Origin of the sequence: Arthrobacter sp. 1088 (assembly GCF_031455315.1) — a bacterium.
GTDB lineage: Bacteria > Actinomycetota > Actinomycetes > Actinomycetales > Micrococcaceae > Arthrobacter.
Genome location: NZ_JAVDSM010000005.1, coordinates 91,482 through 115,720, shown reverse-complemented (window position 1 = coordinate 115,720; position 24,239 = coordinate 91,482). Strand labels below are relative to the sequence as shown.

At 63.0% G+C, this 24,239-nt stretch carries 21 protein-coding genes; 11 read left to right on the top strand and 10 right to left on the bottom strand.

Going from position 1 to position 24,239, the window contains the following annotated elements; all coding sequences use genetic code 11:
- Nucleotides 1–77 precede the first annotated feature (77 nt).
- Complete coding sequence (locus J2Y41_RS09190) at nucleotides 78–3,755, top strand: GH32 C-terminal domain-containing protein (protein WP_309928148.1); 3,678 nt, start codon at nucleotides 78–80, stop codon at nucleotides 3,753–3,755.
- A 102-nt stretch (nucleotides 3,756–3,857) separates the two neighbouring features.
- Here the strand turns inward: J2Y41_RS09190 and J2Y41_RS09185 are convergent, their stop codons facing one another.
- Nucleotides 3,858–4,136 (bottom strand): HPr family phosphocarrier protein, encoded by a 279-nt coding sequence (locus J2Y41_RS09185; RefSeq protein WP_224093305.1) that lies wholly within the window; start codon nucleotides 4,134–4,136, stop codon nucleotides 3,858–3,860.
- A 32-nt stretch (nucleotides 4,137–4,168) separates the two neighbouring features.
- Complete coding sequence (gene ptsP, locus J2Y41_RS09180; RefSeq protein ID WP_309928147.1) at nucleotides 4,169–5,869, bottom strand: phosphoenolpyruvate--protein phosphotransferase; 1,701 nt, start codon at nucleotides 5,867–5,869, stop codon at nucleotides 4,169–4,171.
- A 129-nt stretch (nucleotides 5,870–5,998) separates the two neighbouring features.
- On the opposite strand from ptsP, the gene J2Y41_RS09175 reads away from it, so the two are divergent.
- The 3 genes from J2Y41_RS09175 to J2Y41_RS09165 all read left to right on the top strand — a co-directional run bounded on the left by J2Y41_RS09175 (nucleotide 5,999) and on the right by J2Y41_RS09165 (nucleotide 9,951).
- On the top strand, nucleotides 5,999–6,721 hold the full coding sequence (locus tag J2Y41_RS09175; RefSeq protein ID WP_224093309.1) for a TetR/AcrR family transcriptional regulator: 723 nt from the start codon (nucleotides 5,999–6,001) through the stop codon (nucleotides 6,719–6,721).
- A gap of 66 nt (nucleotides 6,722–6,787) precedes the next feature.
- A complete protein-coding gene (locus J2Y41_RS09170) occupies nucleotides 6,788–8,803 on the top strand; it encodes a PTS mannitol transporter subunit IICBA (protein WP_309928146.1) in 2,016 nt (671 codons plus the stop codon).
- On the top strand, nucleotides 8,803–9,951 hold the full coding sequence (locus tag J2Y41_RS09165; RefSeq protein ID WP_309928145.1) for a mannitol-1-phosphate 5-dehydrogenase: 1,149 nt from the start codon (nucleotides 8,803–8,805) through the stop codon (nucleotides 9,949–9,951). The genes J2Y41_RS09170 and J2Y41_RS09165 overlap by 1 nt, the downstream gene beginning before the upstream one ends.
- 132 nt (nucleotides 9,952–10,083) lie before the next feature.
- Here J2Y41_RS09165 and cycA read toward each other — a convergent pair whose 3' ends face one another.
- From cycA to J2Y41_RS09140, 5 genes are all read right to left on the bottom strand, one after another.
- Complete coding sequence (gene cycA / locus J2Y41_RS09160; RefSeq protein ID WP_309928144.1) at nucleotides 10,084–11,547, bottom strand: D-serine/D-alanine/glycine transporter; 1,464 nt, start codon at nucleotides 11,545–11,547, stop codon at nucleotides 10,084–10,086.
- A 150-nt stretch (nucleotides 11,548–11,697) separates the two neighbouring features.
- Nucleotides 11,698–12,462: an ABC transporter permease gene (locus tag J2Y41_RS09155; RefSeq protein ID WP_309928143.1), complete on the bottom strand. Its 765-nt coding sequence runs from the start codon at nucleotides 12,460–12,462 to the stop codon at nucleotides 11,698–11,700.
- Nucleotides 12,459–13,244, bottom strand: coding sequence for an ATP-binding cassette domain-containing protein (locus tag J2Y41_RS09150; RefSeq protein WP_309928142.1), 786 nt, complete (start codon nucleotides 13,242–13,244; stop codon nucleotides 12,459–12,461). The genes J2Y41_RS09155 and J2Y41_RS09150 overlap by 4 nt, the downstream gene beginning before the upstream one ends.
- Complete coding sequence (locus J2Y41_RS09145) at nucleotides 13,241–13,606, bottom strand: DUF1048 domain-containing protein (protein ID WP_224165678.1); 366 nt, start codon at nucleotides 13,604–13,606, stop codon at nucleotides 13,241–13,243. The genes J2Y41_RS09150 and J2Y41_RS09145 overlap by 4 nt, the downstream gene beginning before the upstream one ends.
- Nucleotide 13,607: 1 nt before the next feature.
- Nucleotides 13,608–13,937 carry a PadR family transcriptional regulator gene (locus tag J2Y41_RS09140; protein ID WP_224093327.1) on the bottom strand — a complete coding sequence of 110 codons (330 nt, stop codon included), beginning with the start codon at nucleotides 13,935–13,937 and terminating at the stop codon, nucleotides 13,608–13,610.
- Between the two features lie 139 nt (nucleotides 13,938–14,076).
- Between J2Y41_RS09140 and J2Y41_RS09135 the strand changes: the two genes are divergently transcribed.
- From J2Y41_RS09135 to J2Y41_RS09125, 3 genes are all read left to right on the top strand, one after another.
- Nucleotides 14,077–14,547 (top strand): GNAT family N-acetyltransferase, encoded by a 471-nt coding sequence (locus J2Y41_RS09135; RefSeq protein WP_309928369.1) that lies wholly within the window; start codon nucleotides 14,077–14,079, stop codon nucleotides 14,545–14,547.
- Between the two features lie 115 nt (nucleotides 14,548–14,662).
- Nucleotides 14,663–15,112 (top strand): MarR family transcriptional regulator, encoded by a 450-nt coding sequence (locus tag J2Y41_RS09130; protein WP_309928141.1) that lies wholly within the window; start codon nucleotides 14,663–14,665, stop codon nucleotides 15,110–15,112.
- A 33-nt stretch (nucleotides 15,113–15,145) separates the two neighbouring features.
- On the top strand, nucleotides 15,146–16,384 hold the full coding sequence (locus J2Y41_RS09125) for an MFS transporter (protein WP_309928140.1): 1,239 nt from the start codon (nucleotides 15,146–15,148) through the stop codon (nucleotides 16,382–16,384).
- A 7-nt stretch (nucleotides 16,385–16,391) separates the two neighbouring features.
- Here the strand turns inward: J2Y41_RS09125 and J2Y41_RS09120 are convergent, their stop codons facing one another.
- From J2Y41_RS09120 to J2Y41_RS09110, 3 genes are all read right to left on the bottom strand, one after another.
- Complete coding sequence (locus J2Y41_RS09120; RefSeq protein WP_309928139.1) at nucleotides 16,392–17,861, bottom strand: sugar porter family MFS transporter; 1,470 nt, start codon at nucleotides 17,859–17,861, stop codon at nucleotides 16,392–16,394.
- 334 nt (nucleotides 17,862–18,195) lie between these two features.
- Nucleotides 18,196–19,578, bottom strand: a complete 1,383-nt coding sequence (locus tag J2Y41_RS09115) for a formimidoylglutamate deiminase (protein ID WP_309928138.1) — start codon at nucleotides 19,576–19,578, stop codon at nucleotides 18,196–18,198.
- Complete coding sequence (locus J2Y41_RS09110; RefSeq protein WP_309928137.1) at nucleotides 19,575–20,774, bottom strand: allantoate amidohydrolase; 1,200 nt, start codon at nucleotides 20,772–20,774, stop codon at nucleotides 19,575–19,577. Before J2Y41_RS09110 ends, J2Y41_RS09115 begins: the two co-directional genes overlap by 4 nt.
- Nucleotides 20,775–20,964: 190 nt before the next feature.
- Between J2Y41_RS09110 and J2Y41_RS09105 the strand changes: the two genes are divergently transcribed.
- Genes J2Y41_RS09105 through J2Y41_RS09090 form a run of 4 tightly spaced genes read left to right on the top strand, consistent with a single transcriptional unit; the run spans nucleotide 20,965 to nucleotide 24,156 of the window.
- Nucleotides 20,965–21,696 carry an IclR family transcriptional regulator gene (locus J2Y41_RS09105; protein WP_396133513.1) on the top strand — a complete coding sequence of 244 codons (732 nt, stop codon included), beginning with the start codon at nucleotides 20,965–20,967 and terminating at the stop codon, nucleotides 21,694–21,696.
- Nucleotides 21,693–22,796, top strand: coding sequence for an ATP-binding cassette domain-containing protein (locus J2Y41_RS09100; protein ID WP_309928136.1), 1,104 nt, complete (start codon nucleotides 21,693–21,695; stop codon nucleotides 22,794–22,796). The genes J2Y41_RS09105 and J2Y41_RS09100 overlap by 4 nt, the downstream gene beginning before the upstream one ends.
- Nucleotides 22,793–23,443: an ABC transporter permease gene (locus tag J2Y41_RS09095; RefSeq protein WP_224093363.1), complete on the top strand. Its 651-nt coding sequence runs from the start codon at nucleotides 22,793–22,795 to the stop codon at nucleotides 23,441–23,443. Before J2Y41_RS09100 ends, J2Y41_RS09095 begins: the two co-directional genes overlap by 4 nt.
- Complete coding sequence (locus J2Y41_RS09090; protein WP_309928134.1) at nucleotides 23,404–24,156, top strand: ABC transporter permease subunit; 753 nt, start codon at nucleotides 23,404–23,406, stop codon at nucleotides 24,154–24,156. The genes J2Y41_RS09095 and J2Y41_RS09090 overlap by 40 nt, the downstream gene beginning before the upstream one ends.
- The last annotated feature ends 83 nt before the right edge of the window (nucleotides 24,157–24,239 follow it).

Here is a 24,239-nt window from a genome sequence, read left to right as displayed (position 1 = left end):
CTTTTCGCCGATCTTCTCTCACATCATGGGCGGTTTTGGCGAACGCTCTCTCACCCCTGAGATCAAAGGCGATCTGAATGCATCAGAGAATAGTTGCCGGCCTCACGGCCGCGGTCCTTGGTGTTGGCCTGGCTGGGACGGGGGTCACTGCTCCGGCCGTGGCCCTCGACCCCGCGCCCGTCACCCTCAACAGCACTACGAGCCCCGTTCCGGATGTCGTCGGAGTCAGCGGTTCGTGGACCCGGACAGCGCAGGGCGGGTACACCGCCGTCGCGCCTTCCGGGCAAAATGCGGCGGCTGTCAGCGAGCAGGTCGTGGCGGGAACCGCCCGCTACACGGCTTCGGTGACGGTCGACGCCGGGAGTCCCTACGGTGTGGGCGCGCTCGTCTTCCGTGCGACTCCCGACGCCGGCGCGGGTTACGCCGCTACGATCGACCCCAACCTGGACCGGGTGAGGTTGTTCGACATCGCGACCGGACAGGACGTGGTTACGCCGGTGTCCCTGCCACTGAATTCGGGGCAGGCCTACACGGTGGATGTCCATGTCGACGGACCGCGGATCTACGTTGCGATCGATGGCATCAAGAGGATTGACGCCACGGACTATCGCTACGAATCAGGCCGCGTGGGCCTGCATGCGTTCAACGGATCGGTGTCTTTCGGCACGCCCGGTGTGCGGACTATCGACGCCAACATCAGCGGCTGGGCTGTCACCGCGAACGGCTGGCAGGCCTCGGCCACAGGTTTCCGCGGTGTTGCCCCTGCGAACACCAATATCCGAGCCGTGGCCACAGGTCAGTTGCCCACAGATGTCGACTTTTCCACAGATGTTCAGGTCACGTCGCAATACGGCGTGGGCACAGCACTGTTTCGAACCAATGCGTCGGGAACGTCCGGTTACGCCGCGGAGGTCGACCCCAACGCTGGCCGCTTGCGCCTGTACCGGGTCTCGGACAACGCCACGCTCGGCACGTTCAGCACAGCCATCACCCTCAACAAGGTGTACCGCCTGCGGGTCACGGCGCTCGGCAACCAGCTGGCCGTCTATTGGCAGACCGATTTCCTGGACCCGAACGGCGCCATGCCGGCCATCACGGCCACGGATGCCGCCCATGCTTCCGGCCATGTCGGGCTGGGCTCCTACAACGGCACCGCGGTGTTCCAGAGCATGACGCTTCGAGGACTAGAGACTTCGTTGCAGGGTTGGCGCTCTGCTGCCGGCTCGTGGGAGCCCGATGCCAAGGGCCTCCGGGCTTCCGCGGCGGGTGGCACCGCGCTGAGGTACGTCCCGGCGGTGGCGTCCGACGTCGTTGCCTCCTTGGACCTGACCGTCACCTCACCCGCCACCGCCTCAGTGGTGGTCCGCAGCGGTACCGACGGCACCGGCGGCGTGGAACTGAGGATCGACCCCGGGGCGGGAACTGCGAAGCTCTACAACCGGACCACCTCGGCGTTGTTGCACTCCGGCAACCTTCCCTCCACAAGTTTCCGGGCCGACCAACTCAACCGTGTCCAGCTCACTGTCCAGGGCAGCGAAGCGTCTGTGCTGATTAATGGCACAGCCGTGCTAAATGGCTCTGTGCCCGCGGCGACCGGCACCGGTTTCGCCCTGTTGACCACCGGAACGGCCTGGTTCCAGAGTGTCCGCGCGGACAGCGTGGATCAGTATATGAACGGGCTCTACCAGCCGGGCTACCACTACAGCCAGAACTCGGGCAGCAGTTCGGACCCCAATGGCCTGATGTACTTCGAGGGCGAGTACCACCTGTTCCACCAGGACCGCGGACGCTGGGCGCACGCCGTCAGCTCGGATTTGATGCACTGGAAGCAGTTGCCCATCGCCCTCCCACACATGGCTGCGGGGGAGTCGTGGTCAGGTTCGGCCGTGGTGGATGCCTCTGACTCGAGTGGTCTTTTCGACGGCGGCTCCGGCCTCATCGCCTACTACACCAGCTTCAATCACGACGCCTGGAACGGAAACCAGTCCGTCCGTGCGGCCTACAGCAAGGACCAAGGCCGCACCTGGCAGACCGTCCAGGCAGATCCGGTAGTGGAAAACCCGGGCGGCCCCGACGGCGGCTGGGACTTCCGCGACCCCAAGGTCACCTGGGATGCAGGGTCCAGCAAATGGGTCATGGTGGTGGCCGCCGGAGACCACATCCGCTTCTACTCCTCCACAGACCTCATCCACTGGACCTTCGCCAGCACGTTCGGCTACGGCGACTGGATCCGCGGGGGCGTGTGGGAATGCCCGGACTTCTTCGAAATGCCTGTGGAGGGACAGTCCGGCGTGAAGCGCTGGGTGCTGTGGTGGAGCACTGGGGCGGTCCGAGCCACGAACGGTTCGGCCGCGCAATATGTGACGGGCACGTGGAACGGTACCGCATTTACGCCCGATACTCCCGCTTCCCAGGTCCTGCAGGCTGACCATGGCAGGGACTACTACGCAGCGATGAGCTTCTACGGCGCGCCCGATGGCAGGCGCATCATGATCGGCTGGATGAGCAATTGGGACTACGCGTTCAGCCCGCCAACGGGCCGCTGGAACGGCCAGCTCAGCATCCCGCGCGAGCTCAAGCTCGTTGATGTTGCCGGCGCCGGACTCCGCCTGACGCAGACTCCCGTTGTGGAGGGAGAGTCTCTACGGACATCAACCTGGCAGGCCTCCGATGTCACTGTGACGCCCAGCTCGGCGAACGCGCTCGCGGGAACGTCCGGCAGGTCCTTTGAGCTCGAGGCGGAGGTCGGGATTCCCACCACCGGCGGGGCCAGCTCCTTTGCCTTCGGGCTGAGGAAAGGGGCCGGCACCTCTGGCGCGCAAGAGACATCCGCGCAAGTAACAACGGTGAAGTACGACGCCGGCCCGGGAACCTTGACGGTGGACCGTGGCACCTCCGGACGGGAGGACTTCACGAGGTACTTCGCCGGGTCTCCGGCGGACAATTCCTCGGCGCCATGGAGCTCCACTCTGGTGGGCTCCGAGAGTCGAGTGAAGCTCCGGATGCTGGTGGATGCGTCCTCTGTGGAAGTCTTCGGCGGGGATGGTACGTCAGCCATCACGTCGCTGATCTTCCCGGACCCTACCTCCACAGGCCTGTCCTTCACCGCTATCGGAGGGAACGCCCGGCTGGTGTCCGTCAAAGTACACAAACTCAGCGACACGGCCCGCGTGACTACCGCGCCGCCGTCGGACGTTCTGCTTCCCACCAGCGGGACAGCACGTCACAACCTGGGCGCGTATGTCCTGGTCCCGGGCGGCAAATGGGAGAGTACGGGCGCAGGCCTGGCAGGTACGTTCGACAAAGACTCGACGGCCATGAGCGCAGCCGCGTTCACCAACGTGAGGGTGCAGGCAACGGTGAGGTTCGGCGGCGAACCGTTCAACGGCGAACTCCTCAACCGGAATCTGGCTCCGGAGAAAGGGTACGGCGGTGCAGGCTCGGTGTTGCTGAGATCCTCTGCCGACGGATCCAGCGCCTATTACGTGAACCTGGACCCCAACCTGCGCGAGGTGCGTGTGTTCAAGCTGGTCAGTGGCGTATTCACCGTCATTGCGAGCACGCCCGCAGCCCTGAGCCATGGAGTGAGCTACTCACTGGATGCCGCAGTGAATGGCAACCGGATCACGGTGTCCGTGGATGGAACGCAGCTGATCGACGTCACGGATTCTGCGCTGGCCTCCGGCAGGGTTGGCGTCAACGTGTTCGACGGACGCGCCGCCTACCAGGATGTAGTGGTAACGGCGCTGCCGTAGCTAGTCGAGCCCGATTCGATGGCTCGCTGCTGACCAGACGACTCCTACCGTCTTGTACGCAGCAAGCCATCGAATCGGGCGCCGGGCGCAGGGCACAGGCATTTACTCCGCGTCCAAATCCGTCTCCAACAAGGCTACGAGCGCGTCCAAGGCAGCGTCGGCGCCGTCGCCCTCCGCCCGCAGCACAACAACGTCGCCCTTAGCGGCGCCAAGCGTCATGAGCGAGAGGATGCTGGCGGCGTCGAGGGCTTCATCCGCGGGTTCGCCTTGCATTGCAATGGTGACCTCCACCGGTTGCTCGCCTGCGGCCTCGGCGAAAAGCGCGGCGGGCCGGGCGTGCAGGCCGGAGCGACTGGCGATGGTGGCTGTGCGTTCTGGCATGGTTTTCTCCTTATGGGTGGACGAAAAACGGGTTAGAGGCCGAGCTCTTCGAGTACGGGGAGCTTGGCCCGGACCCACTCGCGGGCCTCGGTGGCGCTGGGTGCAGTGAGGGCCAGCCGGGCGAGTTCCTGTGCCTGCTCCAGGGTGACGGTCTTCAGGACAGTCCCGACGGCGGCCAGCGAGCGCGCGGTCATGGACAGCGTGCTGACGCCGAGTCCGGTAAGTACGACGGCGAGGGCAGGGTCCGCGGCTGCCTCGCCGCAGACGCCCACGGGTTTGCTGCTGCCTTCCCGGCCGGATGCTTCCTGCTCTGCACCTTCCACTGTGAGCTGCACCAGCCTCAGGACAGCTGGCTGCCATGGAGTGTTCAGTTCCGCCAGGGGTCCGAGTTGGCGGTCGGCGGCCATGGCGTACTGTGTGAGGTCGTTGGTGCCCAGTGAAGCGAAGCCAACCTCCCGAAGCACGGAGGCGGCGGTCAAAGCAGCCGAGGGAACTTCGACCATGACACCTGGCGTTTGGATGCCGGCAGCAGCACACAATGAGGCGAAGCGTCCGGCTTCGGCGGCCGTGGAGATCATGGGGGCCATGACCCAGACGTCGGCCTCGGATTCAGAAGCTGCCCGGGCAATGGCTTGCAGTTGGCGTTCCAAAACACCGGGCGTGGTGAAGTCTGTCCGGTAGCCGCGAACACCAAGGGCGGGGTTGGGTTCGGTGGCGTCGGTGAGGAAGGGGAGGGGCTTGTCGGCGCCGGCGTCGAGGGTTCGCAGCACTACTTTCTTGCCGGGGAACGCGTCAAACACAGCCTTGTACGCGGCGGCTTGTTCGTCGACGGAGGGCTCGGTATCGCGCTCGAGGAAGCAGAACTCGGTGCGGAACAGGCCAACACCCTGGGCGCCGAGGCCAGCTGCTGCCACGGCATCCTTGGCTCCACCCACGTTGGCGAGGAGCGGGATCAGGTGGCCGTCCGCCGTCGTGCCGTTTCCGTCAAAGGCGGCGAGCGTTGCGGAGGTTTCCGCCCAGGCGGTCGCCGCAGCGCGCTGCTCTTCCGACGGCGGGGCAGCCACAAGGCCGGCTGCCCCGTCCACGTAGACCTCTGTGCCATCAGCAATGGAATCAACGCCGTGGGCCGCAACAACGGCGGGCAGTCCGAGCGAGCGCGCAATGATCGCGGTGTGTGACTGCGGTCCGCCACCAGAGGTCACCAGTGCCAGCACTTTGGAAGGATCCAGCGTGGCCGTATCCGCCGGTGCGAGGTCCTCGGCCAGCAAAATGAAGGGCGTCTCCGAAGAAGGGATGCCTGGGGCGGGAACGCCGCGCAGTTCGGCGACGATGCGGGCGCGCACATCCAGCACGTCTGTGGCGCGCTCGGCCATGTACCCGCCCAGGTTGTGCAGCATTTCCGAAACGGAGGCACCGGCTTCCCAGATGGCCCGTTCCGCGGACGAGCCCGCATTGATGAGCTTGGCCGCGGACTTCAGGAGCATGGTGTCCTTGGCCATGAGCGCGGTGGCCTCGAGGACGGCCTTGCCGTCGCCGGAGGCGGAATCCGCGCGCCCCTTGAGCTGGTCGTGGACGGCTTGCGCTGCGGCTTTCAAGCCCGCGACGGCGTCCTCCGGACTGACGTCTGCGGCCAGCCGCTCGCCCGACGGCGGTTCACTCACCGGTTTGGGCATCTGGCGGACGGAACCAATGATGCGGCCAGGGCTTACCCCTACTCCTTGGAAATTCTGCACTGAATCCTCTGTTCCTGCGTGTTGGTTCAGACCCACCGGCGACGGCACCACGAGCCTGCGAAATTAGCCTACAAAATTCTGTTGTGAGCCACTTCATATAGCAACGCTATAGGTGCTAGGGTAGCGGTTATGAGTTTCGATGACCAGCTTCCGCCAAAAATTCGGTTGCTCCGTGCAGCTGCTGAATTGTTGGCAAATTCGGAGGGGTCAGCGGTCTCTACGCGCCAGATCACAGCGTTGGCCGGGGTTACGGCCCCAACGCTCTACCACCACTTTGGAGACAAAGAAGGACTGTTCGACGCCGTCGTTTCCGCCGGCTTTGAAGAGTACGTGGCAGGGGAGAGGGACTTTGCTCCTTCCGGGGAGCCCTTGGAAGATGTCCGGCGGATGTGGGACAACCACGTCCAGTTCGGGCTGAGCCAACCCCACCTGTATTTGGTGATGTTCGGCAATATCAGGCCGGAAAGCCGCCCAGCAATCGTGGCCGATGCTGAAGCGCTTCTGGAAGAAATGCTGAACAAGGCCGCCATCGCCGGTCAGATCAACGTGCCGCCCCGCGAAGCGGCACGAAGCATCCTCGCGGCCAACGTGGGTGTAACGCTCATGCTCATCGCCGAACCGGTGGAAGAAAGGAACCTCGAGCTCTCAACGATGACCCGGGATTCCATGATTTTCGCCGTCTCCACGGATACCGCCCGTGGCGCCGCACCGGAGGACTCCGGTAAGTCCTCCGTGGTTGTTGCGGCAATCGCCCTGAATGCGGCACTGCAGGCCTCGCATTCGGACCAACTTTCCAGCTCTGAATTGAAGCTCTTCCTTGAGTGGCTTCACCGCATTTCCAGCAGCTCCTAAGGCTGTTCTCTCTCGATCTATATCGACTGACCCCGCGACGCCGCGGGACACACGTTAGGAATTCACATGGCAACAGAGACCGTTGCGAAGCCCCGCACCAGCCTGCGCGTTGGCGTCCAAAAGTTCGGAACATTCCTGTCCGGCATGATCATGCCCAATATTGGCGCCTTCATCGCCTGGGGCCTCATCACGGCCCTGTTCATCAAAGAAGGCTGGATTCCAGTCGCGGAACTTGGCGGTTTCGGGACCAACGCTGAGGGAGTAACCAACCCCGGACTCGTTGGCCCCATGGTCAAGTACCTGTTGCCACTGCTGATTGCCTACACCGGCGGCCGGATGGTCTACGACGTCCGCGGCGGCGTAGTGGGTGCCATTGCCACGATGGGTGTCATCGCGGGTACCAGCTCTCCGATGTTCATTGGCGCCATGATTATGGGCCCGCTGGGCGGCTGGACCATCAAGCAGCTCGACCGCCTCTGGGATGGCAAGATCCGTCCCGGCTTCGAGATGTTGGTGAACAACTTTTCCGCCGGTATCTGGGGCGCAGCACTGGCCTTGGGTGGCTTCTACGGACTTTCGTGGCTCGTCAAGATTTTCACCGATGGCGCCGGTCAGGTGGTCCAGTTCCTGGTCAACAATGGCCTGCTTCCGCTGACCAGCATCTTCATTGAGCCCGCCAAGGTTCTCTTCCTCAACAATGCGATCAACCATGGTGTCCTGACCCCCTTGGGCATCCAGCAATCCCTGGACCAGGGCAAGTCCATCCTGTTCCTGCTTGAAGCCAACCCCGGCCCGGGCATGGGAATCCTGCTGGCCTACATGTTCTTCGGCCGCGGCGCAGCAAAAGCTTCGGCACCGGGCGCAGCGATCATCCACTTCTTCGGTGGCATCCACGAGATCTACTTCCCGTACGTACTGATGAAGCCGATCCTGATCCTCGCTGCCATCGGTGGCGGCATGACCGGCATCGCAACCCTGGCCATCACCAACTCCGGCCTCGTAGCTCCCGCTGCGCCAGGTTCCATCATCGCCGTCATTGCCCAGACGTCGCGTGACAGCTACGTTGGCGTGATTCTGGCCGTACTCCTGGCGACAACCGTTTCCTTCCTGATTGCTTCACTGATCCTTCGCACCTCCAGGAACAAGGGCGAGGATGACCTCTCCGCCGCAACGTCCCGCATGGAAGCCATGAAGGGCAAGAAGAGCTCCGTTTCCTCCGCGCTCGTTGGTGAGAGCGGGCGGGGAGATGTAGCCGTGCTCACCCGGCCGGTCCAGAACATCGTGTTCGCCTGCGACGCCGGCATGGGCTCCAGCGCGATGGGCGCCTCGGTGCTGCGCAACAAGATCAAGGCAGCCGGCTTCCCGGACGTCAAGGTCACCAACTCCGCAATCGCCAACCTGAGCGATACGTACGATGTTGTGATCACGCACCAGGACCTCACGGAACGCGCCCAGCCGAGGACATCCAGCGCGGTGCACTATTCCGTGGATAACTTCATGAACAGTCCCAAGTACGACGAAATCGTGGAGCTGGTCAAGACGAGCAACACCGAAGGTCCGGCCGCTGCCCATCCAGCCGGCGCAGCAGAAGCAGCAGCAGCCGCCACCCACGGCGCGCATGCCGCTGAGCCCGCTGCCGCCGTCGGGGGTAAAGAAGTCCTGCTCCCCGAAAGCGTTGTGCTGAACGGAACAGCGCACGACCGTGATGCTGCGATCGACGAAGCCGGGCAGCTCCTGCTTGACCGCGGTGCCGTCGATGTCAGCTACGTCCATGCCATGCACGAACGCGAGGAATCCGTGTCCACCTACATGGGCAGCTTCCTGGCAATCCCGCACGGCACCAATGATGCCAAGGAACACATCCGGCACTCCGCAGTTTCCATCGTTCGGTACCCCGAGGGCATCGATTGGGGTGGCAAGCAAGTGAAGTTCGTGGTTGGCGTCGCTGGCCTCAACAATGAACACCTCCACATCCTGTCCTCGATCGCCAAGATCTTCACCAACAAGGCCCAGGTGGCCCAGTTGGAGGAAGCGACCACCGTTGAGGAAGTGCTGGAGCTGTTCGGAAAGGTCAACGCATAGTGAAGGCAGTCCATTTTGGGGCAGGCAACATCGGACGCGGCTTTGTGGGGCTGTTGCTGCACGAAGCGGGCTACGAGGTGGTGTTCGCCGATGTTGCGGACGCACTGATCAGCCAGCTGGCCTCCGCGAGCAGCTACGAGGTCCATGAAGTGGGCGAGAACCCCGCGGTCAAAACCGTGGACGGGTTCCGTGCGCTGAACTCGAGCACGCAGGAAGCCGCCGTTGTTGAGGAAATCTCGACGGCGGATGTGGTCACCACCGCGGTGGGGCCACACATCCTGAAGTTCGTGGCACCGGTGATCGCGCGAGGACTCGCAGCCCGCGAGTCCTCGTTGCCGCCGCTGCAAGTGATGGCCTGCGAGAACGCCATTAACGCCACGCACCTCCTGCAAGTGGAGGTCCGGGCGGCCTGGGACGACTCCGCAGCCGATTTGGACTCAGTGGCTGTGTTCGCCAACACGGCAGTGGATCGTATTGTCCCGAACCAGGCGCCGGGCCAAGGACTCGATGTCACGGTGGAGACGTTCTACGAGTGGGTCATCGACCGCACGCCGTTTGGTGACCACGTCCCCGCAATTCCTGGAGCGACGTTCGTGGACGAACTTGGCCCGTACATCGAGCGCAAGCTGTTCACAGTGAACACCGGGCATGCATCTGCTGCGTACTTCGGCTACGCGGCGGGCCTGGAGAAGATCTCCGATGCCATGGCCGATCCGTCCGTGGCCGCGAAGGTCAGGGCTGTTCTTGAGGAGACCAAGGAACTGCTGGTTGCCAAGCACGGATTCGTGGAGGCCGAGCAGGAAGCGTACGTGCAGAAGATCCTGTCCCGCTTCACCAACCCGTACCTGCCCGACACCGTGGTTCGCGTCGGCAGGGCACCGCTGCGGAAGCTTGGCCGGCACGAGAGGTTTGTGGGTCCTGCGGCTGAGCTCGCCGAGCGTGGTGTCACGCCGGTCGCGTTGCTGGAGGCGATGTCGGCCGCCCTTCGTTTCGACGACGGATCCGACGACGAAGCCGTGGAACTCGCAAACATGCTCTCCGAACTGGACGCAGCTGCCGCCGTCGAGCGCATCACCGAACTTCCGCCGTCGCACCCGCTGTTCCCGGCGATCCAGAAGCTGATAGAGGACCGCAAAGCCGAAGCCTAGTTCCTCTCCACAAATGGTTGACGGTGAAGGCGGGTGAGAATGACCGCCAAGCGAGAGAGCGTCTATGGGGCTGCGGCGTGGTGGGCATCGCGAAGCGGGCACAGCCCCATAGACGCTCTCAGAGCGCCGCGGCTACTTTGTGGCTGCCGCGTTTTCCGCTTCAGCCATCGCCCGCCACTCGGCCACGCGGGCTTGGTGCAGCGGCGACTTACGCACGACCGCATAGGCGATGCCGAGGACCGCGAACCAGATAGGCGTCACCAGCAGGGCCGTGAGAGTGTCCGGCTGCGTGGTGAGAGCCCAGACCAGGAACGCGAAGAACGCGAAAACAACCCACACCATCGGGATGCCGCCAGGCATCTTGAACGGTGACGCCGCGTGCTGCTCCGGGCGGCGCTTGCGGTAGACGAGGTAGCTGGCCAGGATGATCGACCAGACGAACATGAAGCAGACGGCGGACACCGTGGTCACCATGTCGAACGCGGCGCCGACGTCTTTGCCTGCGTAGAGGAGTACGACGCCGGCCAGCAGCAGAACGCAGGACAGGAACAGTGCGTTCCGGGGTACTTTGCGGCTGGAGAGCAGGCCGAAGACCTTTGGTGCGTCGCCGTCGTTGGCCAGGCCGAAGACCATGCGTGACGTCGAGTAGATCCCCGAGTTGGCCGAAGACATGGCAGAGGTGAGCACCACGAGATTGACCACGGTTGCCGCCATGCCGAGGCCGGCCAGGGAGAACATGGCGATGAACGGGCTGTGTCCTGCCTTGAACTCGGTCCACGGGGTGACGGACATGAGGATGATGAGCGCACCCACGTAGAACAGCATGACGCGCAGGGGGATCGCATTGATGGCGCGGGGAAGGTTGTGCTCAGGGTTTTTGGTCTCGGCTGCTGCCGTGCCCACGAGTTCGATGCCGACGAACGCGAAGACTGCGATCTGGAAGCCGGCGACGAAGCCCATGAATTCCTTGGGGAAGAACCCGCCATGGCTCCACAGGTTGGTGAAGCTTGCGGTTCCGGCGTTGGACTGGAAGCCGGTGAAGATCATGACCAGGCCAACGACGATCAGCGCCACAATGGCCACGATCTTGATGAGCGCGAACCAGAACTCGGTCTCGCCGAATGCCTTCACGGTGGGGAGGTTCAGGAGGAGCAGGATGATGATGGTCGCAATTCCCGGGACCCACAGTTGAACGCCTGGCCACAGCTCATTGGCATAGCCGGCGATGGCGATAACGTCCGCAACACCTGTGACCACCCAGCAGAACCAGTAGGTCCACCCGGTGAAGAAGCCTGCCCAGGGGCCGAGGAGATCGCCGGCGAAGTCGCTGAAGGACTTGTAGTTCAGGTTGGACAACAGGAGCTGGCCCATGGCGCGCATGACGAAGAACAGCATGAAGCCGATGATCATGTACACGAAAATCACGGAGGGTCCGGCGACGGAGATGGTTTTGCCCGAGCCCATGAAGAGTCCGGTTCCGATGGCGCCGCCGATTGCCAGGAGCTGGATATGCCGGTTGCTGAGCGAGCGTGACAGGTGGGGCTCGCTGTCCCTGCTGGACGCGCGGAGTTGCGCTTGTGTTGTCTGGTCGGACATTAGTTCAAGAACCCTTCGAAGAGCCCACCAAAATGGTGACGGCCGTTACAAATCTGTTTCGATAAAGCTATAGCTAATGTCTGACCAATGGCTAATCGGCTCTCACGGCGAAAGCTCCCCTGTGGAAAAGGGGAGCTTAGGCCGGGGGGATTAGGCGATCTTCCGTCGGTAAGCGGCCATTGCGAAGGCGAACGCCAGAACCAGGATGCCGAAGCACCAGGCCAGCGCAATCCAAATGTCGCTGCCCACCGGCTGTTGTGCGAACAGCGCGCGAATGGAGTTCACGATCGAGGTCACTGGCTGGTTCTCGGCGAACCAGGCCACAGGGCCCGGCATCGTCGCAGTCGGCACGAAGGCCGAACTGATGAACGGCAGGAAGATCAGCGGGTAGCTGAACGCGCTGGCGCCGTCGACGGTTTTCGCGGAGAGCCCTGCGATCACGGCCAGCCAGGTCAGGGCGAGCGTGAACAGGATCAGGATGCCGGCGATTGCAAGCCAGGTGCCCACGGATGCTCCGGTGCGGAACCCCATAAGGAGGGCCACTCCGACGACGATCGCGACTGAGACGAGGTTGGCCACGAGCGAGGTGAGTACGTGCGCCCAGAGCACGCTCGACCGTGCGATCGGCATGGACTGGAATCGCTCGAAGATGCCGCCCTGCATGTCGAGGAACAGGCGGTAGGCGGTGTAGGCGATGCCGGAGGCAATCGTGATCAGCAGGATGCCGGGGAGCATGTAGTTGATGTACGACTCGTCGGATCCGGTATTGATCGCACCGCCAAGCACATAAACGAACAGCAGCATCAGCGCGATCGGCGTGACCGCGGTGGTGATGATCGTATCGGGGCTGCGCAGGATGTGGCGCAGCGAGCGGCCGGTGAGGACGCTGGTATCGCTAAGGACGTGGGTGCTCATCGGGATGCCTCCTGTTCTTTCTGCTTTTCAGCCGTTTCGCCGACGAGCGCCAGGAAGACGTCTTCGAGCGAGGGCTGCTTCTCGACGTACTCGACCTCGGCCGCCGGCAGCAGCCGCTTGAGCTCGTCGAGCGTGCCGTTCTGGATGATCGTGCCCTTGTGCAGGATCGCGATCCGGTCGGCGAGATGCTCGGCTTCGTCGAGGTATTGGGTGGTGAGCAGCACTGTTGTGCCGTTCCGGGCGAGATCTTTGACGGTCTGCCAGACCTCAAGGCGGGCTTCGGGGTCCAGACCTGTGGTGGGTTCGTCCAGGAAGATCACCTTCGGCTGCCCGATCAGGCTCATGGCGATATCCAGGCGGCGACGCATGCCGCCGGAGTACGTCGCCACCTTGCGGGACCCCGCTTCGGTGAGGCTGAACTGAGCCAGCAACTCATCTGCGATCTGAGCCGCGTTTTTCAGGTGACGCAGTTTCGCCACCAGAATCAGGTTCTCCTTGCCGGACAGCACCTCGTCCACTGCTGCGAATTGCCCGGTCAGGCTGATGGACTGCCGTACCTGGAGCGACGCGGTAGCAACATCAAAACCCTCGACGGCGGCAGTGCCGGCATCCGCTTTGAGCAGTGTGGACAAGATCTTCACCATGGTGGTTTTGCCTGCTCCGTTGGAGCCGAGGAGGGCGAAGATGCTGCCCGACGCCACCTCGAAGTCCACGCCGCGCAGAACATGGAGATCCTTGTACGACTTCTCGATGCCCTCTACCCGGATTGCGGTAGCAGTCATGATTCAGCCTCCTTCGCTTTATCAACGGCCTTCGTGAGGCGCTCGCGTTCCTTATCAATCCAGCGCTTTCCGCCGTATGCCTGGGCAAAGGCCTCGGCGAACTCGATGGGGTCCTCGCCGACGATCTCGCTCACGGGCGTGCCGTCGACTGCGGCGCGTTCCCATAGGTCGGCGAGGTCGGTGAACATCTGCACGATCGTGTCCCCCTCGGTGACCCCGCCGTAGTACATGAAGTACCGGTTGAAGGCGTTCGCCACGGAGGAGTAGGGCTCAGGCAGCGCATCCAGCCGCGCCTTGGCCTGCTTGTACTGCTTCTTCTGCTCGAGCGATCCGGTTACCAGCTCGATCCACTTTGCTGCCATGCTAATTTCCTCCCTTGCGGAGCTGTTCAAGCCGTTCGGACAAGAAGCTCCATGTGTTCCAAAATTCGTTCAGTTCTTTTTCGCCCTGCGCGTTGAGGGTGTACACCTTGCGGGGTGGCCCCTTTTCGGATGGTCGCTTTTCGACGTCCACCAGCCCTTTTTGTTCGATCCTGACCAGCAGTGCGTACACGGTGCCCTCAGCGATCTCGGTGAAGCCCTGCGCCCGAAGCAGCGTTGTGATTTCGTATCCGTACGCCGCCTTTCCGGTGAGGAGGGCCAGAACAATGCCCTCCAACGTGCCTTTGAGCATCTCTGTCATTTGCTTGCCCATCGGACACCTCCTTCACTACTCAGTATTACTAGCTACCACTACATAGTAGAACTAGGTACCAGTACTTAGCAATACTGAGTTCTGACCAAAATGGCATGCTGGGGTGGTGACCCCAGACTCTGCCGCCACGCCCGCCCTGATGACTGCCGACGTCGGCTCCGGAACCTTTAGTCTTCGGCGCGCCACCAAAGCCGACTTGCCGCGCATCCTTGCGCTGCTGATTGATGACCAATTAGGTGCCGCGCGTGAAAATCCGGACGACCTCGTGCCGTACGAGCTGGCTTTTGACGCGATCGACGGCGACCCGGCCCACCTCTTGGTTGTGGGCGAACTGAACGGCGACGTGGTGGCCACTTTCCAGCTCAGCTATCTCCCGGGCCTGTCCCGCAAGGGCTCTTGGCGGGCGCAGATCGAAGCCGTGCGGGTTTCCGAGGTGCTCCGTGGCCAAGGCGTAGGCGCGCTCATGATCCAGTGGGCCATCGACCAAGCCCGGGACCGTGGCTGCTCCCTGGTGCAGCTCACCACGGACAAGTCGCGCGTTGCTGCGCACCGTTTCTACGAACGGTTGGGCTTCGTCGCGAGCCACGAGGGCATGAAGCTCACGCTTTAACCCGACTGAGTCGCATTTGTGCGCGTTTTCAGGGCTCTAAACGCGCTCACCTGCGACTCACTTGCGTGCTGCATCGCTTGACTCTTAGGTATCCTAACTATTAGGCTACCTAAATATGACGAGTACTTCGGCTTTAGATCCACGGCTTCTTCACATCGCCCAGGAATTCCGCGAGTCACTGCGCCTTGGCGTGTACATGTTCCGCCGCCTGGATCCGGAGGGTGAACTCACCGCAGCGCAGCTCAGCCTGCTGTCCATGATTTCCGACGGCGGTCTCCGCGTGGGTGACATCGCCAAGAACCTGGGGATCAAGGTCCCCAGCGCCACGGAGCAGATCATCAAGCTCGAACGCTCAGGGCTCGTCCTCAGGCAGCCGGACGTCAACGATTCCCGCGCCGTGCAGGTCGTCATCACCAAAGCCGGGAGGGCCGCCGTCGAGTCCGCCAACCAGCGGCGAAACGCGATGGTGGCCGGGCTGCTGCAGGAGCTAAGCAGCGACGAAGTCGAGCAACTCGCCGCGGCGCTCCCCATCATCAGCAAGCTCAACAGCTCATTCCAGAACTAACCACAACTAAACGCATCGACAAGGAGCCCTTGAATGTCACGCCAATTGGCTGACGCTTCAGAAAGCGCCGAGACAACTACTGAAACCACCCTTGAGGCTGAAAAGGCTTCATTCCTGAGGCAGCCGAAGGCCGTGTGGGCCACTGCGCTGGCTGCCGTGTTCGCGTTCATGGGTATCGGGCTCGTGGACCCGATTCTTCCGGCAATCGCCAAGAACCTTGAGGCCTCCACCAGTGAAGTTTCCCTGCTCTTCACGAGCTACTTCCTGGTGACGGCGATCGCCATGTTGATCAGCGGCTTCGTGTCCTCGCGCATCGGCGGCAAGAAGACGCTGCTGATCGGGCTGGCAGTGATCGTAGTGTTTGCATCGTTGTCCGGATTGTCCGGCAGTGTTGAGCAGTTGGTGGGTTTCCGTGCTGGTTGGGGACTAGGGAACGCCCTCTTTGTCGCGACCGCCCTGGCGGTGATCGTTGGCGTGGCCAGTGGTGGGACCGGAACGGCCATCATTCTCTACGAAGCGGCGCTCGGCCTGGGTATCTCGCTGGGCCCGCTTCTCGGGGCCTTGTTGGGCGGCTGGCAGTGGCGGGCACCGTTCTTTGGAACCACGGTCCTCATGGCTGCCGCCTTTATCGCGCTGCTGGCCTTGCTTCCCAAGACGCCCGCTCCCGCCAGGAAGTCACGCCTGCGGGATCCGCTTCTCGCGCTGGGACACAAGGGCCTCAGCACCACCGCGGCAAGCGCCCTGTTCTACAACTACGGCTTCTTCACTATCCTCGCTTTCACGCCGTTCATCCTCGGCATGGATGCATACGGCATCGGAGGAGTGTTCTTCGGCTGGGGCGTTGCCGTTGCCGTGTTCTCGGTGTTCGTCGCGCCCGTGCTACAGAAGCGTTTCGGCGCCGTTAAGGTCCTGACCGGCACATTGGCAGCGCTCATGCTCGACCTCCTCGGACTGGGACTTGCTGCCGGGCACTCGGTGACTGTCGTCGTCGTGCTTGTGATCGTGGCGGGTGCCCTGCTGGGCATCAACAATACGATTTACACCGAACTGGCCATGGGCGTCTCCGATTCTCCGCGACCCGTCGCGTCCGCCGGCTACAACTTTGTGCGTTGGATGGGTGGTGCGCTGGCCCCCTTTGCCGCCGCCCAGCTAGGCGAGCACTTTGGGCCGCAGGTGCCCTTCTTTGCCGGTGCCGTCGCCATGGTGATCGCGATTCTCATTGCCTTCGGAGGCCGCGGGTACCTGAAGTCGCACGAGCCGCACCTGGTGTAGATGCTCGCTATTTGGCCTCGTGGGAGGTAACCGGAAGCGGTGCCACCGGCGCGCCCTTGGGGACGAAAAGCGTTTCGGCCTGCTCCAGCGACATGCCGTTGGTCTCGGGAACCTTGAACATCACAAAGAAGAACGACGCCGCAGCGAACGCCGCGTACAAGGCGTACGTCAGCGGCAGCGAACCCGCCGCCATGATGGGGAAGCTGAGCGTGATGGCAAAGTTGGCGATCCATTGCGCGGCCGCCGCCAGTCCGAGCGCGCGGGCCCGGATGCGGGACGGGAAGATCTCGCCAAGCAGCACCCAGACGAGTGGACCCCAGGAAGCACCGAAGCTGATCACGAAGACGTTGGCCGCAACCAGGGCAACTGGCCCCCAAGCGCCCGGGAGGCTGATCTCGGAGCCCGTACCAACAGCCGAGGAGAACGCCAATGCCATAACGCCGAGCGAGGCGGCCATGCCGATGGAACCGGTCAGAAGGATCGGTCGGCGACCAATGCGGTCCACCAGTGCAATGGCTACCAAGGTCACAAGAATGTTGGTCACGGACGTGGCGACGGAGATGGTCAGGGAGTCCTTCTCCTGGAATCCAACAGCCTTCCACAGCGTGGTTGAGTAGTAGAAGATCACGTTGATGCCGACAAATTGCTGCAGCACGGACAGGATGATGCCGATCCACACTACCGCCTGCAGGCCGAATGTGTTGCCCCGCAGCGAGCCCTTCTTGGTGGACAGCAGGTCCTGCTGGATGGACTCGCGGATATCGCGGATGTGCCGCTCGGTGTCGTCGCCCGGAATGAGGGTGTCGAAGATCTTGCGGGCGGCATCTTCCTTGCCGTTGAGCACCAGGAAGTGCGGCGACTCGGGCAAGCGGAATGCGATCCAGCCATACACCGCAGCAGGAACGGCGCAAGCGATGAACATCCAGCGCCACGCTTCCATGCCGAGCCAGAAGGTGCTGCCGGCGCTGCCAGCGGAATTAGCCAGGACGGCGTCGGACAGCAGTGCCGCAAAGATGCCGGTGGTGATGGCGAGCTGCTGAAGCGATGCCAAACGACCACGCACGTGTCGGGGAGAAATCTCGGAAATGTAGGCAGGGGCGATCACCGAAGCAAGGCCGATGCCCAAGCCCCCCACCAAGCGCCAGAAGATCAGGTCCCACACACCAAAAGCCAGTCCTGTACCTACGGAACTCACCAGGAACAGGAGGGCGCCGATCTTCATGGCCGGGATGCGGCCGTAGCGGTCGGCCACCTTGCCCGCAAGATAGGCTCCCAGTGCGCACCCCAGGAGGGCGACCGCGACGGCAAAGCCAGTGACGGCCTCGCTCATCAGGAATTCGTCCTTCATGGCATCCACGGCACCGTTGACCACGGAAGAATCGAAGCCGAACAGGAAGCCACCCACCGCCCCAGCGACGGCCAGGCCGATCACTTTCCTGGACACTGGTGGCACGCCTTCGGTGCTGGGATTGGACATGGGTCTCCCTTGGGAATGGTGGTGTGGGATTCACGGTGCGGGACGTCGTCGGCTGTTCCGACGGGGACGCCGGTGCACACGCGCTACACAGTGTGGCACGCCATATCCGCCAAGTTCCAGTCAAGGTGGTTCAGATGACGTGCATTCACTAAATTAACGCACCTGTCCTGACTGGCAGCTGGGAGTGGGCTGGAAGGTCCAAACACGCCTTCCCAAGGCCTGGAAGGTTGCCTTTGGCGTCACTACTTGAACGCAAAGCACGACGGCGGCAGGTGCGTCGCGAGTGCAACGCACCATGCCGCCGTCGGCCGCTTGGAGGAGCTAATGCGTGACGCTAGGACAGCTCTTGCAGCGCCTCCGACAGAAGACTGCCCGGGCTGCCGAGCTGTGTGTGGACGCCGTGCGAGGCTACCAGTTCTCCGGCGATGATGACCTCGGTGACGTCGCTGGAAGTTGCGCTGAATGCCATCTGCAAAGGTCGGGACCCGGCAGTGCGGGTGGATGCCGGATCAATAACCATGAGATCGCAGACTGCGCCCACCTCAAGCCCCGACGCGGCAATGGGCGTAGCCATGGACCGGGCAGCCCCTTCCGTTGCGGCCCGCAGGAGTTCCTGAGGTGAGAACCTTCCCCGCTGTCCTGTGCCCAACCGCTCGCCGTGTTCCAACGTGCGCATTTCAGTCCATGGGTCGATCACCGCATGCTGGTCCGTGCCCAGCGCAATGGCTGCCCCGGCGTCGGCAAGCTCCCGCGCGGGACCTATCCCGTCTGCGAGGTCGGCTTCCGTGCTGGGGCACATGACCACCGTGGCGCCTGCGTTTCCGAGCAGGGCGATGTCTTCCTGCGTCAGGTGGGTTGAATGGACGGCGGACAGCCTGCTGGAGAGGAGTCCGTGGCGTTCCAAAAGACCCGCTGGCGTGGTGCCGTAGGCCTCGAGGCAGGCTTGGTTCTCGGCGGGTTGCTCGCTGAGGTGGATGTGAAGGGGGATGTCTTCGGGCAGCTGCCTGGCTACAACTTTGAGGTCTTCCTCCGGGACGGCCCGGACGGAGTGAAGAGCAGCTCCGACGCTGACAAGTTCCGGCGGAAATTGCTGGGCAACAGCTGCCCGGAGTGAGCTTAGGCGATCAAGCCAGGCGTGCACATCCGCATCCCCGAACCTTGCCTGTTCGGGATTGAGGGGCGTACCGATTCCTCCGGCCAGATACAAGGTGTCCAGAAGAGTGAGCCGGATCCCGGCGGACATTGCCGCTCGCGCCAGGGCCAGCTCCATGGCATGGGGTTCCGCGTAGGGCCTACCGTCGGGTTGGTGGTGGACATAGTGGAATTCGGCCACGCTGCTGAAGCCCGTGACCACCATTTCAGCAAAGACAGCAGTGGCGAGCTTCTCGTATTTCTCTGGGGTCAGCTCGGATGCGCTTCGGTACATCTGCTCCCGCCACACCCAGAAATCTCCGCGGCCGTCGTGGGTGCGTCCGCGCAGGACCCGATGGAAGGCATGGGAGTGGGCGTTGGCAGCTGCCGGGAAGGTAATTCCGGTCAGCGTCTTGTCGCCGGGCTGTGGTTCAGCTCCGGTGGTAATGCTGGAAATCCGGCCGTTTTGCGTTTCGATGCGTACTCCGGCGGCAGCCGTCAGCGTGGTGGGTGCGGCGGTGCGGTCCTTCGAACCGGCGGAATCGTCTGACGTAATGATGGCCGTTTCGCACCAGAACGCGTTCACAGGAGTCCCTCCAGAACATCCGCGAGGGCAACGGTGCCTGCCGAAGCGTCCTCGTCGGCCACATATTCTTCCGGTGAATGCGAGATTCCGCTGGGATTACGGACAAAGAGCATGGCCGAGGGAACATATCCGGCCAACACGCCGGCGTCGTGCCCCGCGCCGGTTGCCAGGACCGGGGCTCCGGGCAGCAGGCCGCTGATGCGTCGACTCAGCCCCGGGTCAAAGTGCACGGTGTCGCTGTAGGACTCTTCCGTGAGGGTTGCCGTGCACCCTTCGGCTGCGGCGACTTCCTGCGCCTGGCTATAGATGGCCTCGATGAGGTGAGCCGTCACGGCGTCGTCGGGATGGCGGGCATCCAGCCATAGATCGACGCGCGAGGCGATCACGTTGGTGCCGCCGGGAACGGGGGTCAAACGGCCGACCGTGGCTCGGGCATCGGGCTGTTTGGCGGCCGTATCGCGAACCGCGACGATGATCTGCGCGGCAGCAACCATAGGATCGGCCCGGTCTGCCATGAGGGTGGTGCCGGCATGGTTTCCTTGGCCGCTGACGCTGATCTTCCAGCGCCCGTGACCCAGGATCGAACTTCCCACCGCGATGGCCGGCCCGTCTTGTCCCAGGCCCTTGCCTTGTTCCACGTGCAATTCAACGAAATCGGCGATCCGCGCCAAGGCCTCAGGATCAGGGCCGACATGCTGGGGATCGAGGCCGTTGTCCCGCGCGACGTCGGCGAAGGTGTTTCCGTCCGCGTCGCGCAGGTTCAGTGCCTTGTCGACGTCGATGGCGCCGGTGAGGAGCCGGGAACCCAAACAGGCCACTCCAAAGCGGGACCCTTCTTCTTCCGGGAAGACCGTGACGGCCAATGAACGCGGCGGCTGAACTCCGCGGGCTTTGAGGAGATCGACGGCGGCGAGCGCGGAAGCGACGCCGAGGGGTCCATCGAAGGCGCCGCCACCAGGGACGGAATCGAGGTGGCTGCCGGTGACGAGGGCGCCATCCTGTGGGTCTCCCCACCAGGCCCAGATGATGCCGTTGCGATCTGTTTCAACGTCCAGGCCGCGGCTTTTTGCCTGCTCAGTGAACCAGTGCCTGAGATCAAGTTCGGGTGTCGAGTAGACGGCCCTGGAGTAGCCTCCGCGCACCGCATCGCGGCCCACATCCTGTATTGAGGCAAGGAGCTGATTGACGGTTTCCACGTGTTCCTCCGATTGATGAAGACTGCCACCAAGTAAAAACCAGATGCCACCACATGGCAAGAGTTCGAGTAACTATTAACAGGCTCGAAACCTGAGCGCGCCTTACAGGAACAAGCGACGTCTCAAATCCCGGAATGTCAAGTAATCTGCAGCCAAGCCTTGCCATTTGATGAAAATTGATTTTTACTTAGTGGCAAGACATGGTGACTTAGACCACTTGAAAGCAGGTCAGGCAGTGGCAGCAGATTCCTCCACCCGCACAGTCGAAAGGGCGTTGGCTCTCCTTAGCGCAGTCTGCACTGACGGCTCCATCAGCCTCAGTGACGCTGCGCGGGTGGTTGACCTTTCTGCCAGCACCGCGCTCCGCCTCCTTCGCACTCTGGAAGGCAGCGGCTTCGTGACACGGGATCCGGGCGGCAATTTCCGTCCGGGAGCCAGCGTCATCCAGCTGGGAGCCCTCGCCTTGGGTCAGGAATCCCTGGTGTCGCTCTGCACGCCGCACATGAAGCGGCTCGTCGCGGAAACCGGCGAGTCCTGCTATTTGAGTATTCCCGGTCCTGGGGAAACCGGGATCTACATCGCCATCGTTGAAGGTACCCGCTCTGTCCGGCACACCAGTTGGGTCGGCAGGAGCATCCCACTGGAAGGGTCCGCCGCCGGCAAGGTCCTGACTGGCGGGCAGAACGGCCGCGGTTACGCCATTGTGCGCAGCGGCGTTGAAGACGACATCACTGCGGTTGCCGCGCCCATCGTGATCGGCGGCCGAACCGTGGCAGCCCTCAGCATCGTCGTTCCCAGTTACCGCTTGGACGAGGCGAAGGCCCGGACATTTGGCGAGGAACTGGTGAAGGTAGCGAACAACATCCTCGTGGAACCCGACGGAAACCATGAAGTGCCCCAGGAAAGCATGGAAGAAAAATGATCAAATTTGAAAATGTCACCAAGGCGTACCCCGACGGTACTGTCGCCGTCGATGGCCTCAACCTGGAGGCCCCGACCGGCAAGCTGACCATTCTGGTGGGCCCCTCCGGCTGTGGCAAGACCACCTCGCTGAGGATGATTAACCGCCTCATCGAACCCAGCAGCGGCACCATCTATCTTGATGACGAGCCCACCTCCGGCATGGATGCAGCGTTGCTCCGCCGGAGGATCGGATATGTCATCCAGCATGCAGGACTCTTCCCGCACAAGACCATCGTGGACAACGTATCCACCATGCCGGTCCTTCTGGGCGAGAGCCGCCAGAAGGCCCGCACCAAGGCCCTGGAACTCATGGAGCGGGTGGGGTTGCCCGCGAGCTTCGCCAAGCGTTACCCATGGCAGCTCTCCGGTGGCCAGCAGCAGCGCGTGGGCGTGGCCCGGGCACTGGCATCGGACCCGGCATTCATGCTCATGGACGAGCCGTTCAGTGCCGTGGATCCTGTGGTGCGCGGGCAGCTGCAGGAGGAGTTCCTCCGCCTCCAGCGTGAGATCGGCAAGACCATCATCATGGTCACCCACGACATCGATGAAGCCCTCAAGCTCGGCGACCAGGTTGCCGTGATGCGTGTCGGTGGCAAGCTTGCCCAGATGGCAACGCCGTCGGAGCTTCTCACCTCGCCGGCGGATGAGTTCGTGGCAGACTTCGTGGGCCGTGACCGCGGTTATCGCTCCCTCGGTTTCACGAAGGCCGGCAGTGTGGCCATCGGTGAGGAAGCTGTGGTTCAGCTCGGCGCTTCCGGAGAAGAGGCCCGCGCCAAGGCTTCGGGTGCGTGGGTGTTGGTAGTCGACGGCGGCCGGAAGCCTCTTGGGTGGGCCCAGCCCGAACTTCTCAACGGTGAGCTCAAGCGTGAAAACCTGAACCTTAGCGGCATCCCGGCAGCTGCCTCGGGAACGATGCGCCAACTGCTGGACGCTGCACTCTCCTCGCCCAGCCGCCGCGGTGTCGTTGTCAACGAGCATGGTGAGCTGATCGGAACCGTGACAGCCACCGACGTCGTCAAGGCCATCGAGGCTGAACCACACCTGGAGACGGCCCGATGAACTTTGAGTGGCTGGGCCGCCAGTTCGACAACATTGTTTTCCTTCTCGGCTGGCACGTCCTGCTGGCCGTCATCCCCTTGGTCCTTGGTCTACTGATCGCCTTGCCCCTGGGCTGGTGGGCACACCGGAGCCGCAGGATCTATCCGCTGCTGGTGGGCGTCGCAGGACTCCTGTACACCGTCCCCTCCCTGGCACTCTTCGTTCTGCTGCCACTTGTCCTTGGCACCAAGATCCTGGACCCGCTGAATATCGTGGCGGCGTTGACCATCTACACGGTTGCGCTGCTGGTGCGGGTCGTGGCAGATGCCCTGGACTCCGTCCCTGAAGACACCGTCCAGGCTGCCAAGGCGATGGGCTACCGCGGGTACCAGAGCCTCCTGAAGGTAGAGCTGCCCGTGGGCGTACCCGTTATCTGCGCGGGCCTTCGCGTGGCCGCTGTATCCAACGTCAGCCTGGTCTCCGTTGCCGCACTGTTGGGTATCCCGCAGCTCGGCTCCCTGTTTACGCAGGGCTTCCAGCTCCGCTTCTTTACGCCGATCATCGCCGGCATCGTGCTCTGCGTGATTCTGGCCATGATCCTGGACGGGCTGATCATCCTTCTCAACCGGTGGCTGACACCGTGGACCCCCAAGGTGGTGGCATCGTGAACTACTTGTTCGACCCCGCGCACTGGAGCGGCGCAGACGGCATCCCGACCCTGATCGGTGAGCACCTCCTCTACTCCCTGATCGCTCTGGCTATCGCTGCCGTTATCGCCGTTCCCCTGGGAATCTACATTGGCGTAACCGGCAAGGGCGTGTTCATGATCGCCGGCCTGGCCAATGCCTTGCGCGCCCTGCCGAGCGTCGGCCTGCTGATCCTTTTGGTTCTGCTCATTTCGCCCGCGTTCCCATCGAGGATGGGCTACATCCTGCCAAGCCTCATCGTCCTGGTACTCCTTGCGGTGCCTCCGATCCTGACCAACACCTATGCCGGCGTGCGCGCAGTGGATGCTGCCGCCGTCGACGCCGCCCGGGGCATGGGCTTCCGCACCATGAAGATCCTTACGGATGTCCAGTTGCCGTGTTCGCTTCCGCTGGTTTTGTCTGGTGTCCGCAGCGCACTGCTGCAGATTATCTCGACCGCGACCATCGCAGCATACATTTCGCTTGGCGGCCTGGGCCGGCTCCTGATCGACGGGAAGGCCCAAAATGACTACAGCCAAATGGTCGCCGGCGCTGTCCTCGTTGCTTTGCTGGCCCTGTTCTTCGACCAGCTCCTCGCCTTCATCACCCGCCGCGTTGTCTCACCCGGACTGACACGGCGAACCATCAAGTCGGTTCCAGTAGCCGAACCCGTGAAGACCCCCGTCACGGTCTAAGCAACACACTGCGCTGGACTTCCAGCACGCAAGAATCACCTCCACCCACCCCCCACCTGGCCACTGCATGCCCTGTAAGCGCC